Origin of the sequence: Shinella yambaruensis, from assembly GCF_050859155.1 — a bacterium.
Taxonomy (GTDB): Bacteria; Pseudomonadota; Alphaproteobacteria; order Rhizobiales; family Rhizobiaceae; genus Shinella; species Shinella yambaruensis.
Window position 1 is genome coordinate 4,464,626 of the sequence record NZ_CP150638.1, and the last position, 16,733, is coordinate 4,481,358.

The 16,733-nt window shown below is 67.7% G+C and carries 17 protein-coding genes; 8 read left to right on the plus strand and 9 right to left on the minus strand.

What is annotated here, in order from left to right; genetic code table 11:
• Positions 1 to 7: 7 nt before the first annotated feature.
• The 4 genes from WMC41_RS21700 to WMC41_RS21715 form a co-directional block, all read right to left on the minus strand.
• Complete coding sequence (locus WMC41_RS21700; RefSeq protein WP_432346333.1) at positions 8 to 631, minus strand: nucleoside triphosphate hydrolase; 624 nt, start codon at positions 629 to 631, stop codon at positions 8 to 10.
• A complete protein-coding gene (locus tag WMC41_RS21705) occupies positions 628 to 1,407 on the minus strand; it encodes an ATP-binding cassette domain-containing protein (protein ID WP_244770322.1) in 780 nt (259 codons plus the stop codon). Before WMC41_RS21705 ends, WMC41_RS21700 begins: the two co-directional genes overlap by 4 nt.
• Entirely contained in the window at positions 1,407 to 2,516 is a 1,110-nt protein-coding gene (locus WMC41_RS21710) for an ABC transporter permease (protein WP_244770321.1), read from the minus strand. Before WMC41_RS21710 ends, WMC41_RS21705 begins: the two co-directional genes overlap by 1 nt.
• A 261-nt stretch (positions 2,517 to 2,777) precedes the next feature.
• Complete coding sequence (locus WMC41_RS21715; RefSeq protein ID WP_244770320.1) at positions 2,778 to 3,803, minus strand: sugar ABC transporter substrate-binding protein; 1,026 nt, start codon at positions 3,801 to 3,803, stop codon at positions 2,778 to 2,780.
• Positions 3,804 to 4,091: 288 nt separating this feature from the next.
• Here WMC41_RS21715 and WMC41_RS21720 point away from each other — a divergent pair, with 288 nt between their 5' ends.
• From WMC41_RS21720 to WMC41_RS21735, 4 genes are all read left to right on the plus strand, one after another.
• On the plus strand, positions 4,092 to 5,321 hold the full coding sequence (locus WMC41_RS21720; RefSeq protein ID WP_432346336.1) for an ROK family transcriptional regulator: 1,230 nt from the start codon (positions 4,092 to 4,094) through the stop codon (positions 5,319 to 5,321).
• On the plus strand, positions 5,322 to 5,750 hold the full coding sequence (locus WMC41_RS21725; protein ID WP_244770318.1) for an RbsD/FucU family protein: 429 nt from the start codon (positions 5,322 to 5,324) through the stop codon (positions 5,748 to 5,750).
• Positions 5,751 to 5,846: 96 nt separating this feature from the next.
• Positions 5,847 to 6,023 carry a hypothetical protein gene (locus WMC41_RS21730; protein WP_272807296.1) on the plus strand — a complete coding sequence of 59 codons (177 nt, stop codon included), beginning with the start codon at positions 5,847 to 5,849 and terminating at the stop codon, positions 6,021 to 6,023.
• A 127-nt stretch (positions 6,024 to 6,150) separates the two neighbouring features.
• Entirely contained in the window at positions 6,151 to 6,876 is a 726-nt protein-coding gene (locus WMC41_RS21735) for a type 1 glutamine amidotransferase (RefSeq protein ID WP_432348398.1), read from the plus strand.
• A 13-nt stretch (positions 6,877 to 6,889) separates the two neighbouring features.
• Here WMC41_RS21735 and WMC41_RS21740 read toward each other — a convergent pair whose 3' ends face one another.
• On the minus strand, positions 6,890 to 8,320 hold the full coding sequence (locus WMC41_RS21740) for a PLP-dependent aminotransferase family protein (protein WP_432346339.1): 1,431 nt from the start codon (positions 8,318 to 8,320) through the stop codon (positions 6,890 to 6,892).
• Between the two features lie 43 nt (positions 8,321 to 8,363).
• Here WMC41_RS21740 and WMC41_RS21745 point away from each other — a divergent pair, with 43 nt between their 5' ends.
• Entirely contained in the window at positions 8,364 to 9,080 is a 717-nt protein-coding gene (locus WMC41_RS21745; protein ID WP_432346341.1) for a pyridoxamine 5'-phosphate oxidase family protein, read from the plus strand.
• An 832-nt stretch (positions 9,081 to 9,912) separates the two neighbouring features.
• Here WMC41_RS21745 and lepA read toward each other — a convergent pair.
• Both lepA and WMC41_RS21755 read right to left on the minus strand, forming a co-directional pair.
• Positions 9,913 to 11,745, minus strand: coding sequence for a translation elongation factor 4 (gene lepA, locus WMC41_RS21750; protein ID WP_244770314.1), 1,833 nt, complete (start codon positions 11,743 to 11,745; stop codon positions 9,913 to 9,915).
• Between the two features lie 61 nt (positions 11,746 to 11,806).
• A complete protein-coding gene (locus tag WMC41_RS21755; protein WP_432346343.1) occupies positions 11,807 to 13,057 on the minus strand; it encodes an MFS transporter in 1,251 nt (416 codons plus the stop codon).
• A 139-nt stretch (positions 13,058 to 13,196) separates the two neighbouring features.
• Here WMC41_RS21755 and WMC41_RS21760 point away from each other — a divergent pair, with 139 nt between their 5' ends.
• Both WMC41_RS21760 and WMC41_RS21765 read left to right on the plus strand, forming a co-directional pair.
• Positions 13,197 to 13,775 carry a helix-turn-helix domain-containing protein gene (locus WMC41_RS21760; protein ID WP_432348400.1) on the plus strand — a complete coding sequence of 193 codons (579 nt, stop codon included), beginning with the start codon at positions 13,197 to 13,199 and terminating at the stop codon, positions 13,773 to 13,775.
• A gap of 14 nt (positions 13,776 to 13,789) precedes the next feature.
• On the plus strand, positions 13,790 to 14,326 hold the full coding sequence (locus tag WMC41_RS21765; RefSeq protein ID WP_244770312.1) for a GNAT family N-acetyltransferase: 537 nt from the start codon (positions 13,790 to 13,792) through the stop codon (positions 14,324 to 14,326).
• 74 nt (positions 14,327 to 14,400) lie between these two features.
• Here WMC41_RS21765 and WMC41_RS21770 read toward each other — a convergent pair whose 3' ends face one another.
• Both WMC41_RS21770 and WMC41_RS21775 read right to left on the minus strand, forming a co-directional pair.
• A complete protein-coding gene (locus WMC41_RS21770; RefSeq protein ID WP_244770311.1) occupies positions 14,401 to 15,018 on the minus strand; it encodes a transglutaminase-like cysteine peptidase in 618 nt (205 codons plus the stop codon).
• A 108-nt stretch (positions 15,019 to 15,126) separates the two neighbouring features.
• Positions 15,127 to 15,945 carry an alpha/beta hydrolase gene (locus WMC41_RS21775; RefSeq protein WP_432346346.1) on the minus strand — a complete coding sequence of 273 codons (819 nt, stop codon included), beginning with the start codon at positions 15,943 to 15,945 and terminating at the stop codon, positions 15,127 to 15,129.
• Positions 15,946 to 16,177: 232 nt separating this feature from the next.
• On the opposite strand from WMC41_RS21775, the gene infC reads away from it, so the two are divergent.
• On the plus strand, positions 16,178 to 16,714 hold the full coding sequence (infC, locus tag WMC41_RS21780) for a translation initiation factor IF-3 (protein WP_244770451.1): 537 nt from the start codon (positions 16,178 to 16,180) through the stop codon (positions 16,712 to 16,714).
• Positions 16,715 to 16,733 lie beyond the last annotated feature (19 nt).

Sequence of the window (16,733 nt, forward strand, 5' to 3'; positions counted from 1 at the left end):
AATCGTTTCAGAACATGTCGATGGAGAGGTCGGCGGGGCGGGAGTTCTCCAGGATGCGCCTTCCGTTCGGCAGGTCGTTGCCGTAGAGCTTCCAGTGGATCTGGTCCTCCGGCAGCGCGTAGCGCATCCAGCGCTGGCGAAGCCGCTCTTCCAGGATCTTGTAGGGCGGGCCGACGAAGATGGTGAAGTCGAAGAGGCCGTCCAGCCTGTCCCACGGCGCATCCTTGAAGAGCAGGTAATTGCCTTCGGCGAGGATGAAGCGGGTTTCCCCGGGGATCGCGCGGGCCGCGTTGATCGCCAGCTCGCGCGAACGGTCGAAGACCGGCACGAGGACTTCGCCCTCGGCGCGTTTCAGCGCCGTGACGATATCGATGAAACCGCGGCCGTCGAAGGATTCCGGCGCGCCCTTGCGCGGCAGGAGGCCGCGTGCGGCGAGAATGCCGTCGTCCATGTGGAAGCCGTCCATCGGCAGGATCTCGGCCGTCTCGCCGCGGGCGACGAGGCCGTCCCGCAGCGCTTCGGCCAGCGTCGACTTGCCGGCGGCCGGCGGGCCGGCAAGGCCGACGAGGAAGCGGCGCGCGTCCCCCGCGCGCCGCAGCAGGGCATCGACGATCGTCGCAGGGGCGATCATGCCGCGATCGCCTCCGCGGGCAGCTTGGCGCCGGTCATGAAGGCGACGGCGTCGGACATGGTGTAGTCCTTCGGGTTGATGACGGTGAGCCGCCGGCCGAGCCGGTGGATGTGGATGCGGTCCGCCACCTCGAAGACATGCGGCATGTTGTGCGAGATCAGCACGATCGGGATGCCGCGCCGGCGCACGTCGAGGATGAGTTCCAGGACGCGCCGGCTCTCCTTGACGCCGAGCGCCGCCGTCGGCTCGTCGAGGATGATCACTTTCGAGCCGAAGGCGGCGGCCCGCGCCACCGCGACCCCCTGGCGCTGGCCGCCCGAAAGCGTCTCCACCGCCTGGTTGATGTTCTGGATCGTCATCAGCCCGAGCTCGGAAAGCTTGTCGCGGGCGAATTTCTCCATCGCCGTGCGGTCGAGCTTGCGGAACCACTGGCCCATGACGCCGGGTTTGCGGATCTCGCGGCCGAGGAACATGTTGTCGGCGATCGAGAGGGCCGGGGAGAGTGCGAGGTTCTGGTAGACCGTCTCGATGCCGGCGCTGCGCGCCTCGATCGGCGAGCGGAAGTGCACCGGCTGGCCCTCCAGCTTGATTTCGCCCTCGTCCGGCGTGATGGCGCCGGAGATCGCCTTGATCATCGAGGACTTGCCCGCGCCGTTGTCGCCGATCACGGCGAGGATCTCGCCGGGATAGAGGTCGAAGTCCGCATGGTCGAGGGCGGTGACGCGGCCGTAGCGCTTGACGAGACCGCGGGCGGTGAGAATGGGTTCGAGAGCCATCAGCCTGCTACCTTTCTGATCCACTGGTCGATTGCGACAGCCGAGATGATGAGGACGCCGATCAGGAGATAGGTCCATTGCGGGTCCGTGCCGATGAGGCGAAGGCCGAGCGAGAAGACGCCGACGATCAGTGCCCCGAAGATCATGCCGAGGATCGAGCCGCGCCCGCCGAACAGCGAGAGGCCGCCGATCACCACGGCGGTGATCGATTCGATGTTGGCGAACTGCCCCGCCGTCGGCGAGACCGAGCCGATGCGGCCGATGAGCGCCCAGCCGGCGAGCGCGCAGATGAGGCCGGAGAGCGTATAGACCGAGATCAGCATGCGCTTGACGTTGACGCCGGCCAGCTCCGCCGCGTCCGGGTCGTCGCCGACCGCATAGACATGGCGGCCCCAGGCGGTGTGGTTCAGCACGTACCAGAGCAATGCCACCAGCAGCACCATGGCGATGACGCCGTAGGTGAAGACCGCGCCGCCGAAGCGGATGTTGTTGCCGAAGAACTGCAGCAGCGGGGCCTGCGCGGAGATGTCCTGCGAGCGGATCGTCTCGTTGGCCGAATAGAGGAAGTTCGAGGCGAGGATGATCTGCCACATGCCGAGCGTGACGATGAAGGGCGGCAGCTTCATGCGGGCGACGAGCAGGCCGTTGATATAGCCGCAGAGCGCGCCGCAGGCGAGGCCGCAGAGAACGGCGAGCGACGGCGGCAGGCCGTAGCGGAAGGTGAACTGGCCCATCACGACGGAGGAAAGCACCATGATGGCGCCGACCGACAGGTCGATGCCGGCGGTGAGGATGACCAGCGTCTGCGCCGCGCCGACGATGCCGACGATGGCCACCTGCTGGAGGATGAGCGTCATCGTGAAGGCGGAGAAGAATTTTCCGCCGAGGATGATGCCGAATACCGCCACCGAGAGCACCAGCACGATCAGTGGCACCGCGGAGGGGCTGCCGTGCAGGAAATGCTGGAATTTCTGAATGGGCGTCTTGTCGTGCGTATCGAAGGAGGCGACCTGCGTCGCACTGCCGGTCAGCACCTTCTCGAATTCCTGCGAGGGTTGCGAACCCTGCGAGGGCTGCGCGCCCTGCGGGACCGTCGATGTCTCACTCATGATCCTGTTCCTCCCCTTCCGGCGCCGACCGTCGCGGCTGACCGGATGAAATGGTAGACGGACGCACCGGTCGGGCGCCTTGCGCACCTTCCGCCATCGCCGGGCGGTCTCCTCCCCTATGCGGCCCCGGCTGTCGCCGTGCCCCATGGAGAAGGGTGCCCATGTCTTGTTGCGAATGTCAAAGCAGGGTCGGTCTTACCCGCGACCCGGGCCGCGTCCGTAGCGGAAAGCCGGCCCGGTCAAGCCGGGCCGGCGGGGGCATCAGCCCCAGCACTTGTCCTTGCCGGCCTTGGTGTCGATGGACTCGACGCCGGCTGCCGGCTTGTCGGTGACGAGCGTCACGCCCGTGTCGAAGAAGTCCTTGCCTTCGGTGGCCTTCGGCTTCTCGCCGGTGTCGGCGAAGGTCTTGATGGCTTCGATGCCGAGGGCCGCCATCATCAGCGGGTACTGCTGCGAGGTGGCGCCGATGACGCCGTCCGCGACGTTCTGCACGCCCGGGCAACCGCCGTCGACGGAAACGATCAGCACGTCGCCTTCCTTGCCGACGGCCTTCAGCGCTTCATAGGCGCCGGCAGCGGCCGGTTCGTTGATCGTGTGCACGACATTGATGGACGGATCCTTCTGGAGAAGGTTCTCCATGGCGGTGCGGCCGCCCTCCTCGTTGCCGTTGGTCACGTCGTGGCCGACGATGCGGGCATCGTCCTCGTCGCCGATCTTGGAAATGTCCTTCACGTCGATGCCGAAGCCCTTCATGAAGCCCTGGTTGCGCAGGACGTCGACCGAAGGCTGCGAGGGCGTCAGGTTGAGGAAGGCGATCTTGGCGTCCTTGGCGGCGTCGCCGAGCGTGGCGGCGGCCCACTTGCCGATCAGTTCGCCGGCGAGCAGGTTGTCGGTGGCGAACGTCATGTCGGCGCTGTCGAGCGGCTCCAGCGGCGTGTCGAGCGCGATGACGAGCAGGCCCGCGTCACGCGCCTTCTGCACGGAGGGGACGATGCCCTTCGTGTCCGATGCGGCGATCAGGATGCCCTTCGCGCCGTCGGCGATGCAGGTCTCGATCGCCGCGACCTGGCTTTCCGAATCGCCGTCGATCTTGCCGGCATAGGACTTCAGCGTCACGCCGAGTTCCTTGGCCTTCGCCTCGGCGCCTTCCTTCATCTTGACGAAGAACGGGTTGGTGTCGGTCTTGGTGATCAGGCAGGCGCCGACATCGGCGGCGGAGGCCGGCGCGGCAAAGGCGACGCCGAGCGCAAGCGCGCCGAGAGCGGCGGAAATCACGGTTTTCTTCATAAGATCCTCCCAAGGACAAAACGGGATGCGCCCCTCTCCTGGGGCCATCCGGTCGCAGGGTGGCGGGCGGCTCCTCCGCCGGCCGATCCTTGCTTCCGGCCGTAAAGAGAACACCAAAAGAAATGCCTGTCAATAAATAAATCGAATTGAATTATTAATTCGATGTGGCATGCTGCAGGAAAGATCGGGCGAAAAGCCCGGCTGCGCGTTTCCGGTGGAAGAGCGGAACGCCAGCCGATAAGAGGACCGGAAAGGGCGCGGGCGCCCGGTCCGGCACGGGAGGAGACGATGATCAGAAAGGACGCGACGGCACACGCCGTGCCGGCCGAAATCCTCGATCCGAGCGGGGGCGCGAACCAGGTGCGCGTCCGGGCCTATAACGAACGCCTGGTCATGTCGCTGGTGCGCCGGCACGGCAGCCTGTCGAAGGCCGAGATCGCCCGGCGCAGCGGCCTTTCCGCCCAGACCGTCACCGTCATCATGCGCGCGCTGGAGGCGGAGGGGCTTTTGATGCGCGGCGAGCCGATGCGCGGCAAGGTCGGCCAGCCCTCCGTGCCCATGCGGCTCAATCCCGATGCGGTCTATTCCTTCGGCCTGAAGATCGGCCGCCGCAGCGCCGATATCGTCATGATGGATTTCGTCGGCGGCATCCGCCGGCAGGTGCGCCGGACTTATCCCTATCCTATGCCCGGCCCGCTGCTCGCCTTCGTCGTGGAGGGGCTCGCCGAGCTGGAGGCCGCGATCACGCCGGAGGAGCGCGCCCGCATCGCCGGCTTCGGCGTCGCCGCGCCGTTCGAGCTCTGGAGCTGGGCGAGCGAAGTGGGCGCGCCGCAGGCCGACATGGACCAGTGGCGCGGCGTCGACCTCGGGGCGGAGATCGCAAGCCGCGTGCCCTATCCCGTCGTGCTGCAGAACGACGCGACGAGCGCCTGCGCCGCCGAACTCGTCTTCGGCCTCGGGCCGCAATATCCCGATTTCCTCTATCTCTTCATCGGCTCCTTCATCGGCGGCGGCGTGGTGCTGAATTCGGCGCTCTTCACGGGCCGCACCGGCACGGCCGGCGCCATCGGCCCCCTGCCCGTGCAGGGTCGTGACGGCGAAACGGTGCAGCTCCTGAAGATCGCCTCGATCTACCGCCTGGAAAACCTGCTGCGCGAGCATGGCATCGATCCAAAGCCGCTCTGGTATTCGCCGGACGGATGGATCGATTTCGGTGCGCCGCTCGCAATCTGGATCGAGGACACGGCGGCCGCGCTCGCCCAGGCCGTCGTCGCCTCCGCCTCCGTCATCGACTTCTCCGCCGTCATCATCGACGGCGGCTTTCCCGCCTGGGTGCGCGAGCGCGTGGTCGCGGCGACGCAGGCCGCCGTCGCCCGCCTCGACCTCCAGGGCGTCACCCTGCCCGAGATCGCCGAGGGCGCGGTCGGCAGCGCCGCGCGCTCGATCGGCGGAGCCAGCCTGCCGCTCTTTTCCCGCTATCTTCCGGACCAGAACGTCCTCTTCAAGGAGCTTGCCTGAATGCTGAAAGGTCTTGACCCCATCCTGGGCCCGGAGCTGCTCGCGACGCTGCGCGCCATGGGCCACGGCGACGAGATCGCCATTGTCGACGGCAACTATCCGGGCGTCGAGCACGCCCGCCGCCTCATCCGCCTCGACGGCGTGCCGCTCGTCCCCGCGCTCAATGCCGTGCTCTCGGTGCTGCCGATCGACGATTTCGTCGAGGAGGCGATCTTCCGCTCCACCTTCCGCCAGGAGCGCGACACGCTGGAGCCCGTGCACCGCGAGATCATCGACTGCTGCGCCCGCCATGCGCCGGATCGCGCGGTCGTGCCCCTCGTCGGTGCCGACTTCTATGGCCGCGTGCGCGCCGCCCACACGCTGGTGCAGACCAGCGAGCCGCGGCTCTATGCCAATGTCATCCTGCGCAAGGGCGTCATCTATCCCTGACCCTGTTTCCCGAGGAACAGCGCGGGGCGGGGGGATGTGAGACCTTCTGATCACCGGATGAGAGAGGCTCATCCCCAACCGATCAGGAGAGACCCCATGCGCAAGATCATCGTTTCCGCCACCGTCGCCCTCGTTGCCGCCGTTTCCTTCGCGGCCCCCTCGCAGGCCGGTTACTACAGCTACGGCTACCAGCCCTCCTGCTTCATCAAGAAGGTGAAGGCCTACGACTATTACGGCAACGTCATCGTCAAGAAGATCCGCGTCTGCCACTGATCCCTTCCTTCCGTCGATCCTCCCCCGACTTGCCCGGCTCGAAAGAGCCGGGTTCTTTTTGTTTGGCCCTTGAATGAAGGGGAGGGCCGTGTTTGTCTCGCGCCATGCCGAAGAATGGGAGTATCGCATGCGCGTGCTGGTGGTGGAAAACGACAGGGTGACCTTGCTGGGGCAGATCGGCGTCGCGCTGGACGAGGCGGGCGCCGAGATCGACCTCTGCCGCCCCCATGCCGGCGACACCATCCCGGCGGACGACGCGGCCCACGACGCCATCGTCGTCATGGGCGGCCCGCAGAACGCCCGCGACGACGAGCGCCACGGCTACCTGCCGGCGCTCGCCGCGCTGATGCGCGGCTTCGGCGACGCGGACAAATCGGTGCTCGGCGTCTGTCTCGGCAGCCAGCTTCTCGCCCGGGCCTATGGCGCGGAGAACCTGATCGGCGCGGCGCCGGAATTCGGCTGGTGCACGGTGGCGCTGACAACGGACGGCGCCGGCGATCCGGTCCTGTCGGCGGCGGCCGGCGCGTTCCCGATCTTCCAGTGGCACAGCGACACGTTCACGCTGCCGGACAAGGCCGTGCGCCTCGCCACCAACGGTGCCGCCGAGAACCAGGCCTTCCGCATCGGCCGCGCCACCTACGGCACCCAGTTCCATTTCGAGGCGAGCCGCGCGGTGGTGGACGGCTGGGCGGAGACCTTCCCGCAGCTCATCGAGACGCTCCAGCCCGGCTGGCTTGCACGGCGTGCCGCGCTGGCCGACGAGAGCGGCCCGCGCGCCGACGCCACGGGCCTTGCCATCGCGCGGGCCTGGGTGGCGACGATCGCCGCCGCCGCAACCCGCCGGGTCGCCTGAAGCGGATACGGCCTTAGGACCCGGACAGCGCCGCCGCGAATCGCGACGCGGCGGCCTGCAGGATTTCGGGTGCGAAGCCGGAAAAGCCGATGACCAGGCCCTGCCGCGGCGGATTGGTGACGGCCATGGCCGAGAGCGCCCGCACGCCGAGCCCGGCGCGCGCGGCAATCTCCACCGCATCCGTATCGGCAAGCGCGGCCGGCAGGCCGGCGACGAGGTGCAGGCCCTGGTCCGGCACGCCGACCGAAAGCGTGCCCGCCGTCGAGAGCCCCGCCACCAGCGCGTCGCGTGCCGCCTGCGCCTGCCGCCGGGCGCGGCGCAGATGCGCGGCGAAGTGGCCCTCGCGGATGAGGTCGGTGAGGGCGGCCTCGGCCAGCGTCGGCGGGCTGCGGTCGCTGCGGCCGCGCAGCGCCACCACCGTCTCGAGCAGCGGATCGGGAATGACGGCATAACCGAGCCTGAGGCCCGGGAAGAGCACCTTGGAGAAGGTGCCGAGATAGATCACGCGCCCGCTGTCATCCATGCCCTGCATGGCGGCGAGCGGCGGCCCGGCGAAGCGGAACTCGCTGTCATAGTCGTCCTCGATGATCCAGCCGCCGGTCTCCCGCGCCCAGTCGATCAGGGCGAGCCGTCGGCGCATGCTCATGGTGACGCCGAGCGGGAACTGGTGCGACGGCGTGACATAGACCGCGCGGGCGCTCGGCGCCGCCAGCGCGATATCCGCCCCCTCGCCATCGACGGCAAGGCCGCAGAGCGCCAGGCCGTTGCCGGAAAAGGCCGCCCGGGCGCTCGGATAGCACGGGTCCTCGATCATCACCCGGTCGCCCGGCGCCAGCGCGCTGCGGATGACGAGGTCGATGCCCTGCTGCGTGCCCGTCGTGATGACGATCGAGCGCGCCGCGCAGCGCACGCCGCGCGCCTGCCGGAGATAGGCGGCGACCGCCTGGCGCAGCGCTTCGCCGCCGCGCGGATCGCCATAGTGGAAGTGCTCGGGGCCCGGCCGGGCGAGATGGCGCGCCAGCAGCGTGCGGAACTGTTTCAGCGTGCGTGCGTCGGCCATGGCGACGCCGAGCGTGCCGGGCAGCGGCATTGTCGGCGCGCGTCTCTCCCGCTCGACCGGTTCCGTCGGCTTCAGCGTCGGCACCCGGTCGGCAACGAAGGTGCCGGCCCCGGTGCGGGCGACCGCGAAGCCCTCGGCGATCAGCGTCTCGAAGGCGGCGACCACGCTGCCGCGCGAGGTCTTCAGCCGCTGCGCGAGGTCCCGCGTCGGCGGCAGCTTGCTGCCGGGCGGAATGTCCCCCGCCTCGATCAGCCGCCGCAGTTCGCGGTAGAGCGCCGGCGTGCGCCGGCCCGCCGCCGGAAGAACGGGAACGAGCGAGGACCAGTCCGGCAGAATGGTCCGGATTTTTTGCTCGGAATTGGTGCTTTTTCGATCCAATGCCATGGCGCACCATGGCGGCCTCTCCCTTGAAAGGCAAGCCCCGCACATGAGCACCGAGACCGCCGCCTATCCCGTCACCCCGCGCAACCGCGTCAAGCGCATGCACGAGCGCGGCAGCTACGACCGCGAAAGCGTCCACGCCATTCTCGACGCCGCCATGCTCTGTCACGTCGCCTATGTCATCGACGGCCAGCCCTATGCGACGCCCACCCTCTTCTGGCGCAGGGGCGACACGCTCTACTGGCACGGCTCCTCCGCCAGCCGCATGCTGCGGCACCTGAAGGCCGGCACGCCCGCCTGCCTCACCGTCGCCCATCTCGACGGGCTGGTGCTCGCCCGCTCCGGCTTCAACCATTCGGCCAACTACCGCTCCGCCATGTGCTTCGGCACGGCGCGGCTCGTCGAGGACCCGGCGGAGAAGATCGAGGCGATGCGCGACGTCGTCGACCGCTTCTATCCGGGGCGCAGCGCGCTGCTGCGTCCCCTCACGCCGCAGGAGGCCAAGGCGACGACGATCGTCGCCATGCCGATCGACGAGGCGGCGGCCAAGGTGCGCGCCAAGGGCGTCGGCGACGACGAGGCGGATTTCGCCCTGCCGATCTGGGCCGGCGTCATCCCCGTCACCACCGTGCTCGGCCCCGCCGAGACCTGTCACCGGCTGGTGGCGGGCGTGGAGAAACCCGAAACGCTGGCGATCTTCCCCGAGGGCGGCCGGCTGGACGCCGCGCTGCGGACGGGACAGCAGCTCTACGAGAATGCCTGAAGTCCATGCGCCACGGTCCACGCGGCGGATCTCGCCCGTGGGTTGTCAAAGAGCATCGGACGGGGCGCTGGAAGCTGCCTCATCTGAAAAATTGTATCTGCGGCACCTTTCAGCGCCCCGTTCGGCGGTTTTTGCCCGCGACTGCGGTCCCTCTGCAAGGACCGGACCCGTGGATGCCTGTCGCCGGTTTCCGGGATGGGCGTCTCCGTTTTGGCATCCGCGATCGCGCGCCATGGCGATCGCGGACGGAAAGGCGCTCTCGCACCCTTCCCGGAGAAGCTTCACCCCGGCGGACGATGCCGACGCATCCGCCGGACCCGGCCCCCTTGTGTGCCGCACAGGCACGCCCGGCGCGCCGTCCGGGGCATGAAACGGCAGGGTCGGTCCGACGCCCCGCCGCTTCCCCCGTGTCGCCGGAGGGAGACCATTTTCCGCAGGCCCTTGCGGTGCGGGCTCACGTCCTTCCCCCGCCACAAGCGCCGGCCCCGCCTCACTGCCACGCCTGGCAGCGTATCCGTGGCGGGACGGGAGGATTGTAGGCATGGATCTGGCGGGCGGGGAAAACGGGGCGTGTTTTTTCGGGCGTGCCGTGCGGGTGGATCCTCGGGTCGAGCCCGAGGATGACGACAGAAGGAAGGGGGGCGGATGAAGGCAGCGGTTCCGCATGCCGTGCCGTTCAATGGGGTCCCGGGCTTCTCCTCCCCTCCGTCATCCTCGGGCTTGACCCGAGGATCCACCCGCACGGCACACCTTCTCCTCCAATCGCGAGAAAGCCCCGGATGCAGGGGCATCCGGGGCTTTCGGGTTCTGTCGCAGACGGCGGTGCCGGCCTTTATTCGTCGCCCATCTTGAGCGCGGCGATGAAGGCTTCCTGCGGGATCTCCACCTTGCCGAACTGGCGCATGCGCTTCTTGCCGGCCTTCTGCTTTTCCAAGAGCTTGCGCTTGCGGGTGGCGTCGCCGCCGTAGCACTTGGCGGTCACGTCCTTGCGCAGCGCCGAGATGGTCTCGCGGGCGATCACGTTGCCGCCGATGGCGGCCTGGATCGGGATCTTGAACATGTGCTTCGGGATCAGCTCCTTGAGCTTCTCGCACATTTCGCGGCCGCGCTTTTCGGCGGCCATGCGGTGCACCATCATGGAGAGCGCATCGACCGGCTCGCCGTTCACCAGGATCGACATCTTCACCAGGTTGCCTTCCTTGTGGTCGGTGATCTGGTAGTCGAAGGAGGCATAACCCTTGGAGATCGACTTCAGGCGGTCGTAGAAGTCGAAGACGACCTCGTTGAGCGGCAGGTCGTAGGTCAGCATGGCGCGCGTGCCCACGTAAGTCAGCTCGACCTGGATGCCGCGGCGGTCCTGGCAGAGCTTCAGGATGCCGCCGAGATAATCGTCCGGCGTCAGGATCGTCGCGCGGATCCACGGCTCGTGGATTTCCGAGATCTTGACGACGTCGGGCATGTCGGCCGGATTGTGCAGCTCGCGCTCGGAACCGTCGGTCATGAAGAGCTTGTAGACGACCGAGGGGGCCGTCGCGATCAGGTCGAGGTCGAACTCGCGCTCCAGGCGCTCCTGGATGATCTCGAGGTGCAGCAGGCCGAGGAAGCCGCAGCGGAAGCCGAAGCCGAGCGCGGCGGAGCTTTCCATTTCGAAGGAGAACGAGGCGTCGTTGAGGCGCAGCTTGCCCATCGCCGAGCGCAGGTCCTCGAAATCGGCGGCATCGACCGGGAAGAGGCCGCAGAAGACGACAGGCTGGGCCGGCTTGAAGCCCGGCAGGGCCTTTGCCGTCGGGCGCTTGTCCTCGGTGATCGTGTCGCCGACGCGGGTATCGGCCACTTCCTTGATCGAGGCGGTGATGAAGCCGATCTCGCCCGGGCCGAGACTGTCCATCGCCACCATCTTCGGCGTCAGCACGCCGACGCGCTCGATCGTGTATTTCGCGTCCGTGCCCATCATGCGGATGGTCTGGCCCTTGCTGATGCGGCCTTCGATGACGCGCACGAGGACCATGACGCCGAGATAGGTGTCGTACCACGAATCGACGAGGAGGGCCTTCAGCGGGGCCTTCTCGCCGCCTTCGCTCTTCGGCGCGGGCAGGCGCTCCACGATCGCTTCGAGCACGTCCGGGATGCCGAGGCCGGTCTTGGCCGAGATCAGCACGGCGTCGGAGGCGTCGATGCCGATCACCTCCTCGATCTGTTCCTTGATGCGGTCGGGCTCGGCGGCCGGCAGGTCGATCTTGTTGAGCACCGTCACGAGCTCGTGGTTGTTGTCGATCGCCTGGTAGACGTTGGCGAGCGTCTGGGCCTCCACGCCCTGGGAGGCGTCGACGACGAGCAGCGAACCCTCGCAGGCCGACAGCGAGCGCGAGACCTCGTAGGCGAAGTCGACATGGCCGGGCGTGTCGATGAGGTTCAGCACATAGGTCTCGCCGTCCTTCGCCTTGTAGTGCAGGCGCACGGTCTGGGCCTTGATGGTGATGCCGCGCTCGCGCTCGATGTCCATGTTGTCGAGGACCTGTTCCGACATCTCGCGGTCGGCAAGGCCGCCGGTCGACTGGATCAGCCGGTCGGCGAGCGTCGACTTGCCGTGGTCGATATGGGCCACGATCGAGAAGTTGCGGATATGGTCGAGGGGCGTCGAAGTGTTGGTGCTCATGCGCGCCATATAGCAGCGGGGAAGATTCCCGCAAAGCGGTAAATGAAGGGTTTCGTGCGCGCGAACGCCGCTATTCCGGGGCTTTTTCGCCTTCGACGAGCGCGCCGGCATTCGGCACCTGGGCGCTTCGGATCTCGAAGGTCTCCCGCGCCTCCGGCGGCACCGTCTCGCGCAGGCGCAGGCGCTGGGCGACGAAGGCGGCATAGGCGAGCGCCACGGCCATGGCGGCATAGATGAAGGTCTTCGGGCCGAAGGCCGGCGTCAGCGCCGTCACGGCCAGCGGAACCAGCGTCGCCGAGGTCGACCAGGCGACGAGCAGCGTCGAGGCGAGGGGCACGAAGTCCTCGGGATCCGTGCGGTCGTTGGCATGGGCGTTGGCGATCGAATAGACGCTCTCGACGGCGCCCGCCCAGAGCGCGAAGACGATCATCAGGACGACGAAGGCCTGGAAGGAGACGAAGAGGGCGGCGACCGCGGTGCCGGCGATCAGCAGGCAGGTGGCGATCAGCACGATGCGCCGGTCGATGCGGTCGGAGAGCGTGCCGAGCGGGTATTGCACGAAGATGAGGCCGAACTGCATGACGAACATCAGGAGCGCCACATCCGCCTGGCCGACCTTGTTGGTGGCGGCGTAGATCGGGGTAAACCCCTGCACCACCATGGAAAGGCCGCCGGCGGCCAGCACGCCGATCAGCGCGACCGGCGAGTTGCGCCAGGCCATGGCGAAATCGACGCTGACCCGGGCGGGCGCCGGCGGGGTGGGCAGCTTGGTGAGGCCGATCGGCAGCAGGGCGATCGTGGTGACGAAGATGGTGACGAGCGGGGCGAGGTTGCCGTCCGCCGGCATGCGGCCGAACAGCCAGGCACCGACGCCGAGCCCCAGCACATAGGCCATGTAGAAGAAGGACATGGCCTTGCCGCGCCAGCGGTTGTCGCTGGCATGGTTCAGCCAGCTCTGGGCGATGATGAAGTTCGCGTTGCCGGCCACGCCGTAGAGGCCGCGGGCGAGGATCCACAGGATCGGGTTGACGCCGAGCGCGACGAGGAAGGCGGCGATGATGACCAGCGCCAGCGAGCAGGAAAAGGCGCGGGCATGGCCGACCCGGCGGATGACGGGGCCGGCGATGACGCAGCCGACCAGCCCGCCGAAGGCGATCGCCGTGACGGCCGCGCCCGGCGTCCAGGAGGGCGCACCGGCCTGCGACAGCACATAGGGCACATAGGCAAGCATCACCCCGTTGCCGATGGCGACGAAGGTCATCGAAACGACGATGGCGGTGATGGAAAAGAGCGAGGACGCCCGCCGTGCTTCACCCGTCATCCGCCCGCCCTCCGATTCTCGCTGCGGCACCTTATCCGGCGGAAGGATGTCGCATTGTCGCCGGAGCGGCATGGCCGGAAAATATTTTCGGGCGGGTTTGCCCGTTGACTCCATTATAAGGGAGAACTATTCCATGATAATGGAAAATGGAATCGACCCTCTGGAAAGCGCCATCGGCGAGCGGGTGCGGCTGCTGCGCTCGGCGCGCGGCCTGACGCTGGACGACCTCGCCGGGGCCTCCGGCGTGAGCCGGGCGATGATCTCGCGCATCGAGCGCGGCGAGGCGAGCCCGACGGCGCAGCTGCTCGCAAGGCTCTGCGCGGCGCTGGACCTGACGCTCTCCGCCTTCTTCGCCTTTTCCGGGGAGGCGGGCGATCCCCTGTCGCGGCGCGAGGACCAGGTGGTCTGGCGGGATCCCGAGACGGGCTACCAGCGCCGCGCCGTCTCGGCGCCCAACACGGCCTCGCGCGTCGAGGTGATCGAGGTGACGTTTCCGCCGGGCGCGCGCATCGCCTATCCGCCGGAAACGGCCAGGGCGGGCATGACGCAGCATGTCTGGCTGTTTTCGGGCCGCCTGCGCATGACCCTTCGCGAGACGGTGCATGACCTGCGCCCCGGCGATTGCCTCTACATGAGCATCACCGAGGGCCATGTCTTCGACAATCCCGGCGACGCGCCGGCGCATTATGCCGTGGTGCTGGACCGCGGCCGCCCCTGAGCCATGAGGACGAGATGAGCGAGATCAGGCTGCTCGATGCCGAGGAAACCCGGGCCCGGATGGGCGAATTGGCGGATGTGCTGGCCGATTGCGTGACCGGCGGGGCCTCCGTCGGCTTCATGGCGCCCTATGGGCCGGCCGATGCGCTGCCCTTCTGGCGGGACGTGGCGGCGGCGGTCGGCGAGGGGGCGACGCTGCTCTTTGCCGCCGAGCGGGCGGGGCGCATCGTCGGCACGGTGCAGGTCGGCATCCGCCAGATGCCGAACCAGCCGCACCGGGCGGACGTGAAGAAGCTGCTCGTCATGGAAAGCGAGCGCGGCCGCGGCATCGCCCGCGCGCTGATGGCCGCCGCCGAGGCGGAAGCCGCCCGGCGCGGCAAGACCGTGCTGGTGCTCGACACGGCCACCGGCAGCCCCGCCGAGACCGTCTACGAGCGCCTCGGCTGGCAGCGCGCCGGCGTCATCCCCGACTATGCGCTCTATCCGGACGGCCGCTTCTGCGCGACGACCTTCTTCTACAAGCGGATCGGCGCGGCCGCCCTGGCGGCGTGACGAGGCGGCTCCGGAAAAGACAAAGGCCGCGGATCGCTCCGCGGCCCTCGCAGTCCCCCTGCGAAAAACGTGTCTTACTGGCCGACCGACGACACCATGACGGCATCGCCGTTTTCGATCGAGACCCAGCGGCCGGCGTGGAACGAGGCCTGGCGCTTCAGGTAGCGGTAGGGCGTTTCCGTCCAGAGCTTGACGTCGTTGTTGAGGTTGTCGAGGACGAAGTCGCCCTGCGTGGTGCGCAGCGTCAGCACGGCATGGCCTTCGCCGTCCGGCTTGCGCACGACGGTGATCAGCAGGTCGCCGGCGGCAAAGCCCTTTTCCATCAGCTTCTTGCGCTTGAGCAGCACGAAATCCTCGCAGTCGCCCGCGCCGTCCGGATAGGACCAGACCTCGTCCTTGCCGTAGAGGTCCTTGTCGGTCATCGGCGTGATGGCGTTGTTGGTGCCGGCGTTGATCTCGCGCACCACCGTCCAGCCGTATGCCGTCACCTTGGCGGGCGCCTGGCCGCGCACGCCGGCGCGGCACTCCGAAGCGTTGGCCTGACAGAACTCGTAGTGGCCGATCGGCTGGGAGGTTATGCCGCCGGTCTGCATGGCAAGTGCCGAAGCCGGCGCGGTGAAAGCCGAGGAAGAAGAAGCGAGGAGGGCGAGCACCGCCGCAACCCCAGCCTTCGCACCAATCATTCGTGCCATGAAACGTCCCCTAATCGTTAACAAAGAGTTAACGGTCAGGTGGGGCCTTCGTCAATCATGAGAATTGGCGATGCGGGAATATGGTTAAAATGTGATTCGGCCGGGGCCTCATTGCCCGCGGGCAAGGGCCTCCGCCGCCTCGAGGAGCTTGGCGATGTCCTGCGGGCGCGACAGGCGATGGTCGCCGTCGCGGATCATGGTCAGCACCACGTCGTCGCCGGAAAGGTGCTCCATCAGGCGCACCGCATGGCCATAGGGCACGTCCGGATCGGCCATGCCCTGCAGGATATGCACGGGGCAGCCGGTCTCGATCGCGCCGGTCAGCACGCGGTTGTCGCGGCCGTCCTCGATGAGCTTTCTCGTGTAGATGTTCGGGTCGGGGCCGTAGGGCGTCGGCTCCTCGAACTGGCCGCGCTCGGCCAGCGCCGTGCGTTCGGCCTCCGTCAGGTTCGGCTCGATCAGCTCCGAGGTGAAGTCCGGCGCCGGCGCGATGAGCACCAGGCCGGCAATCTCGATGCCGCCGCGCCGGGCAAGCTCGGCCACGGCGCGCAGCGCGATCCACCCGCCCATCGAGGAGCCGACGAGCACGGCGCGGCGCGTGCCGAGCGTCCCTGCCGCGTGGTCGATCACCGCGAGCGCCTCCTCCAGCCAGCGCGAGATCGTGCCCTCGACGAAGGCGCCGCCCGAGGCGCCGTGGCCGGAATAGTCGAAGCGCACGCAGCCGGTGCCGAGACGGGCGGCAAGCCCGGCCAGCTCCACCGCCTTGGTGCCCGTCATGTCGGAGCGGTAGCCGCCGAGCCAGACGAAATGCGCAAGCCCGTTGCCGCTGGCCGCCGGCTGCAGCGCGACGGCGATCCTGCGGGCGTCGTCGCCCGCGCCGACGGTGATGAATTCTATCGGGGTCCCATTGCCGTTCGCCGCCGTCATGCCTATCTCCTTGTCCTGCGTCCCGACCGCGGCAAACCGCCCGTTGGCCGGTCTTTTGCCGAGAGCTAGACCAGATTCGCGCCTGCAAGGACAGGTGGTGATTTTTTCCACGCGGCATGCTATTGACTTCACAAGCGCGATCAACACATTGCCGGAAAACGCCGCCAGGCGGGCAAACGGCCCGGTCGACGCAGATCCATACCTATCGAAACAGTTCGAGGAGAACACGACCATTCGCAGACCCTTCAAAGCGGAAGCTCCCGTCAAGGACGGCCCGCGCTCCAACAAGGAAATCCGGATTCCCCGGGTTCAGCTTATCGATGCCGACGGCAACAACCACGGTATCGTCCCGACCGATCAGGCGCTCCGCATGGCCGAAGAAGCCGGCCTCGATCTCGTGGAGATTTCGCCGAACTCCGAACCGCCCGTCTGCAAGATCCTTGACCTGGGCAAGCTGAAATACGCCAACCAGAAGAAGGCGGCCGAAGCGCGCAAGAAGCAGAAGATCGTCGAGATCAAGGAAATCAAGATGCGCCCGAACATCGACACGCATGACTATGACGTGAAGATGAAGGCGATGAACCGCTTCTTCGAAGAGGGCGACAAGGTCAAGGTGACGCTGAAGTTCCGCGGCCGCGAAATGGCCCACCAGGAACTCGGCATGAAGCTCCTGATGCAGGTCAAGGAAGACACGCTGACCATCGCCAAGGTGGAGGCCGAGCCGAAGCTCGAAGGCCGCCAGATGATGATGGTGCTGGCTCCGCGGTAAACGCGACCTCACGACCACC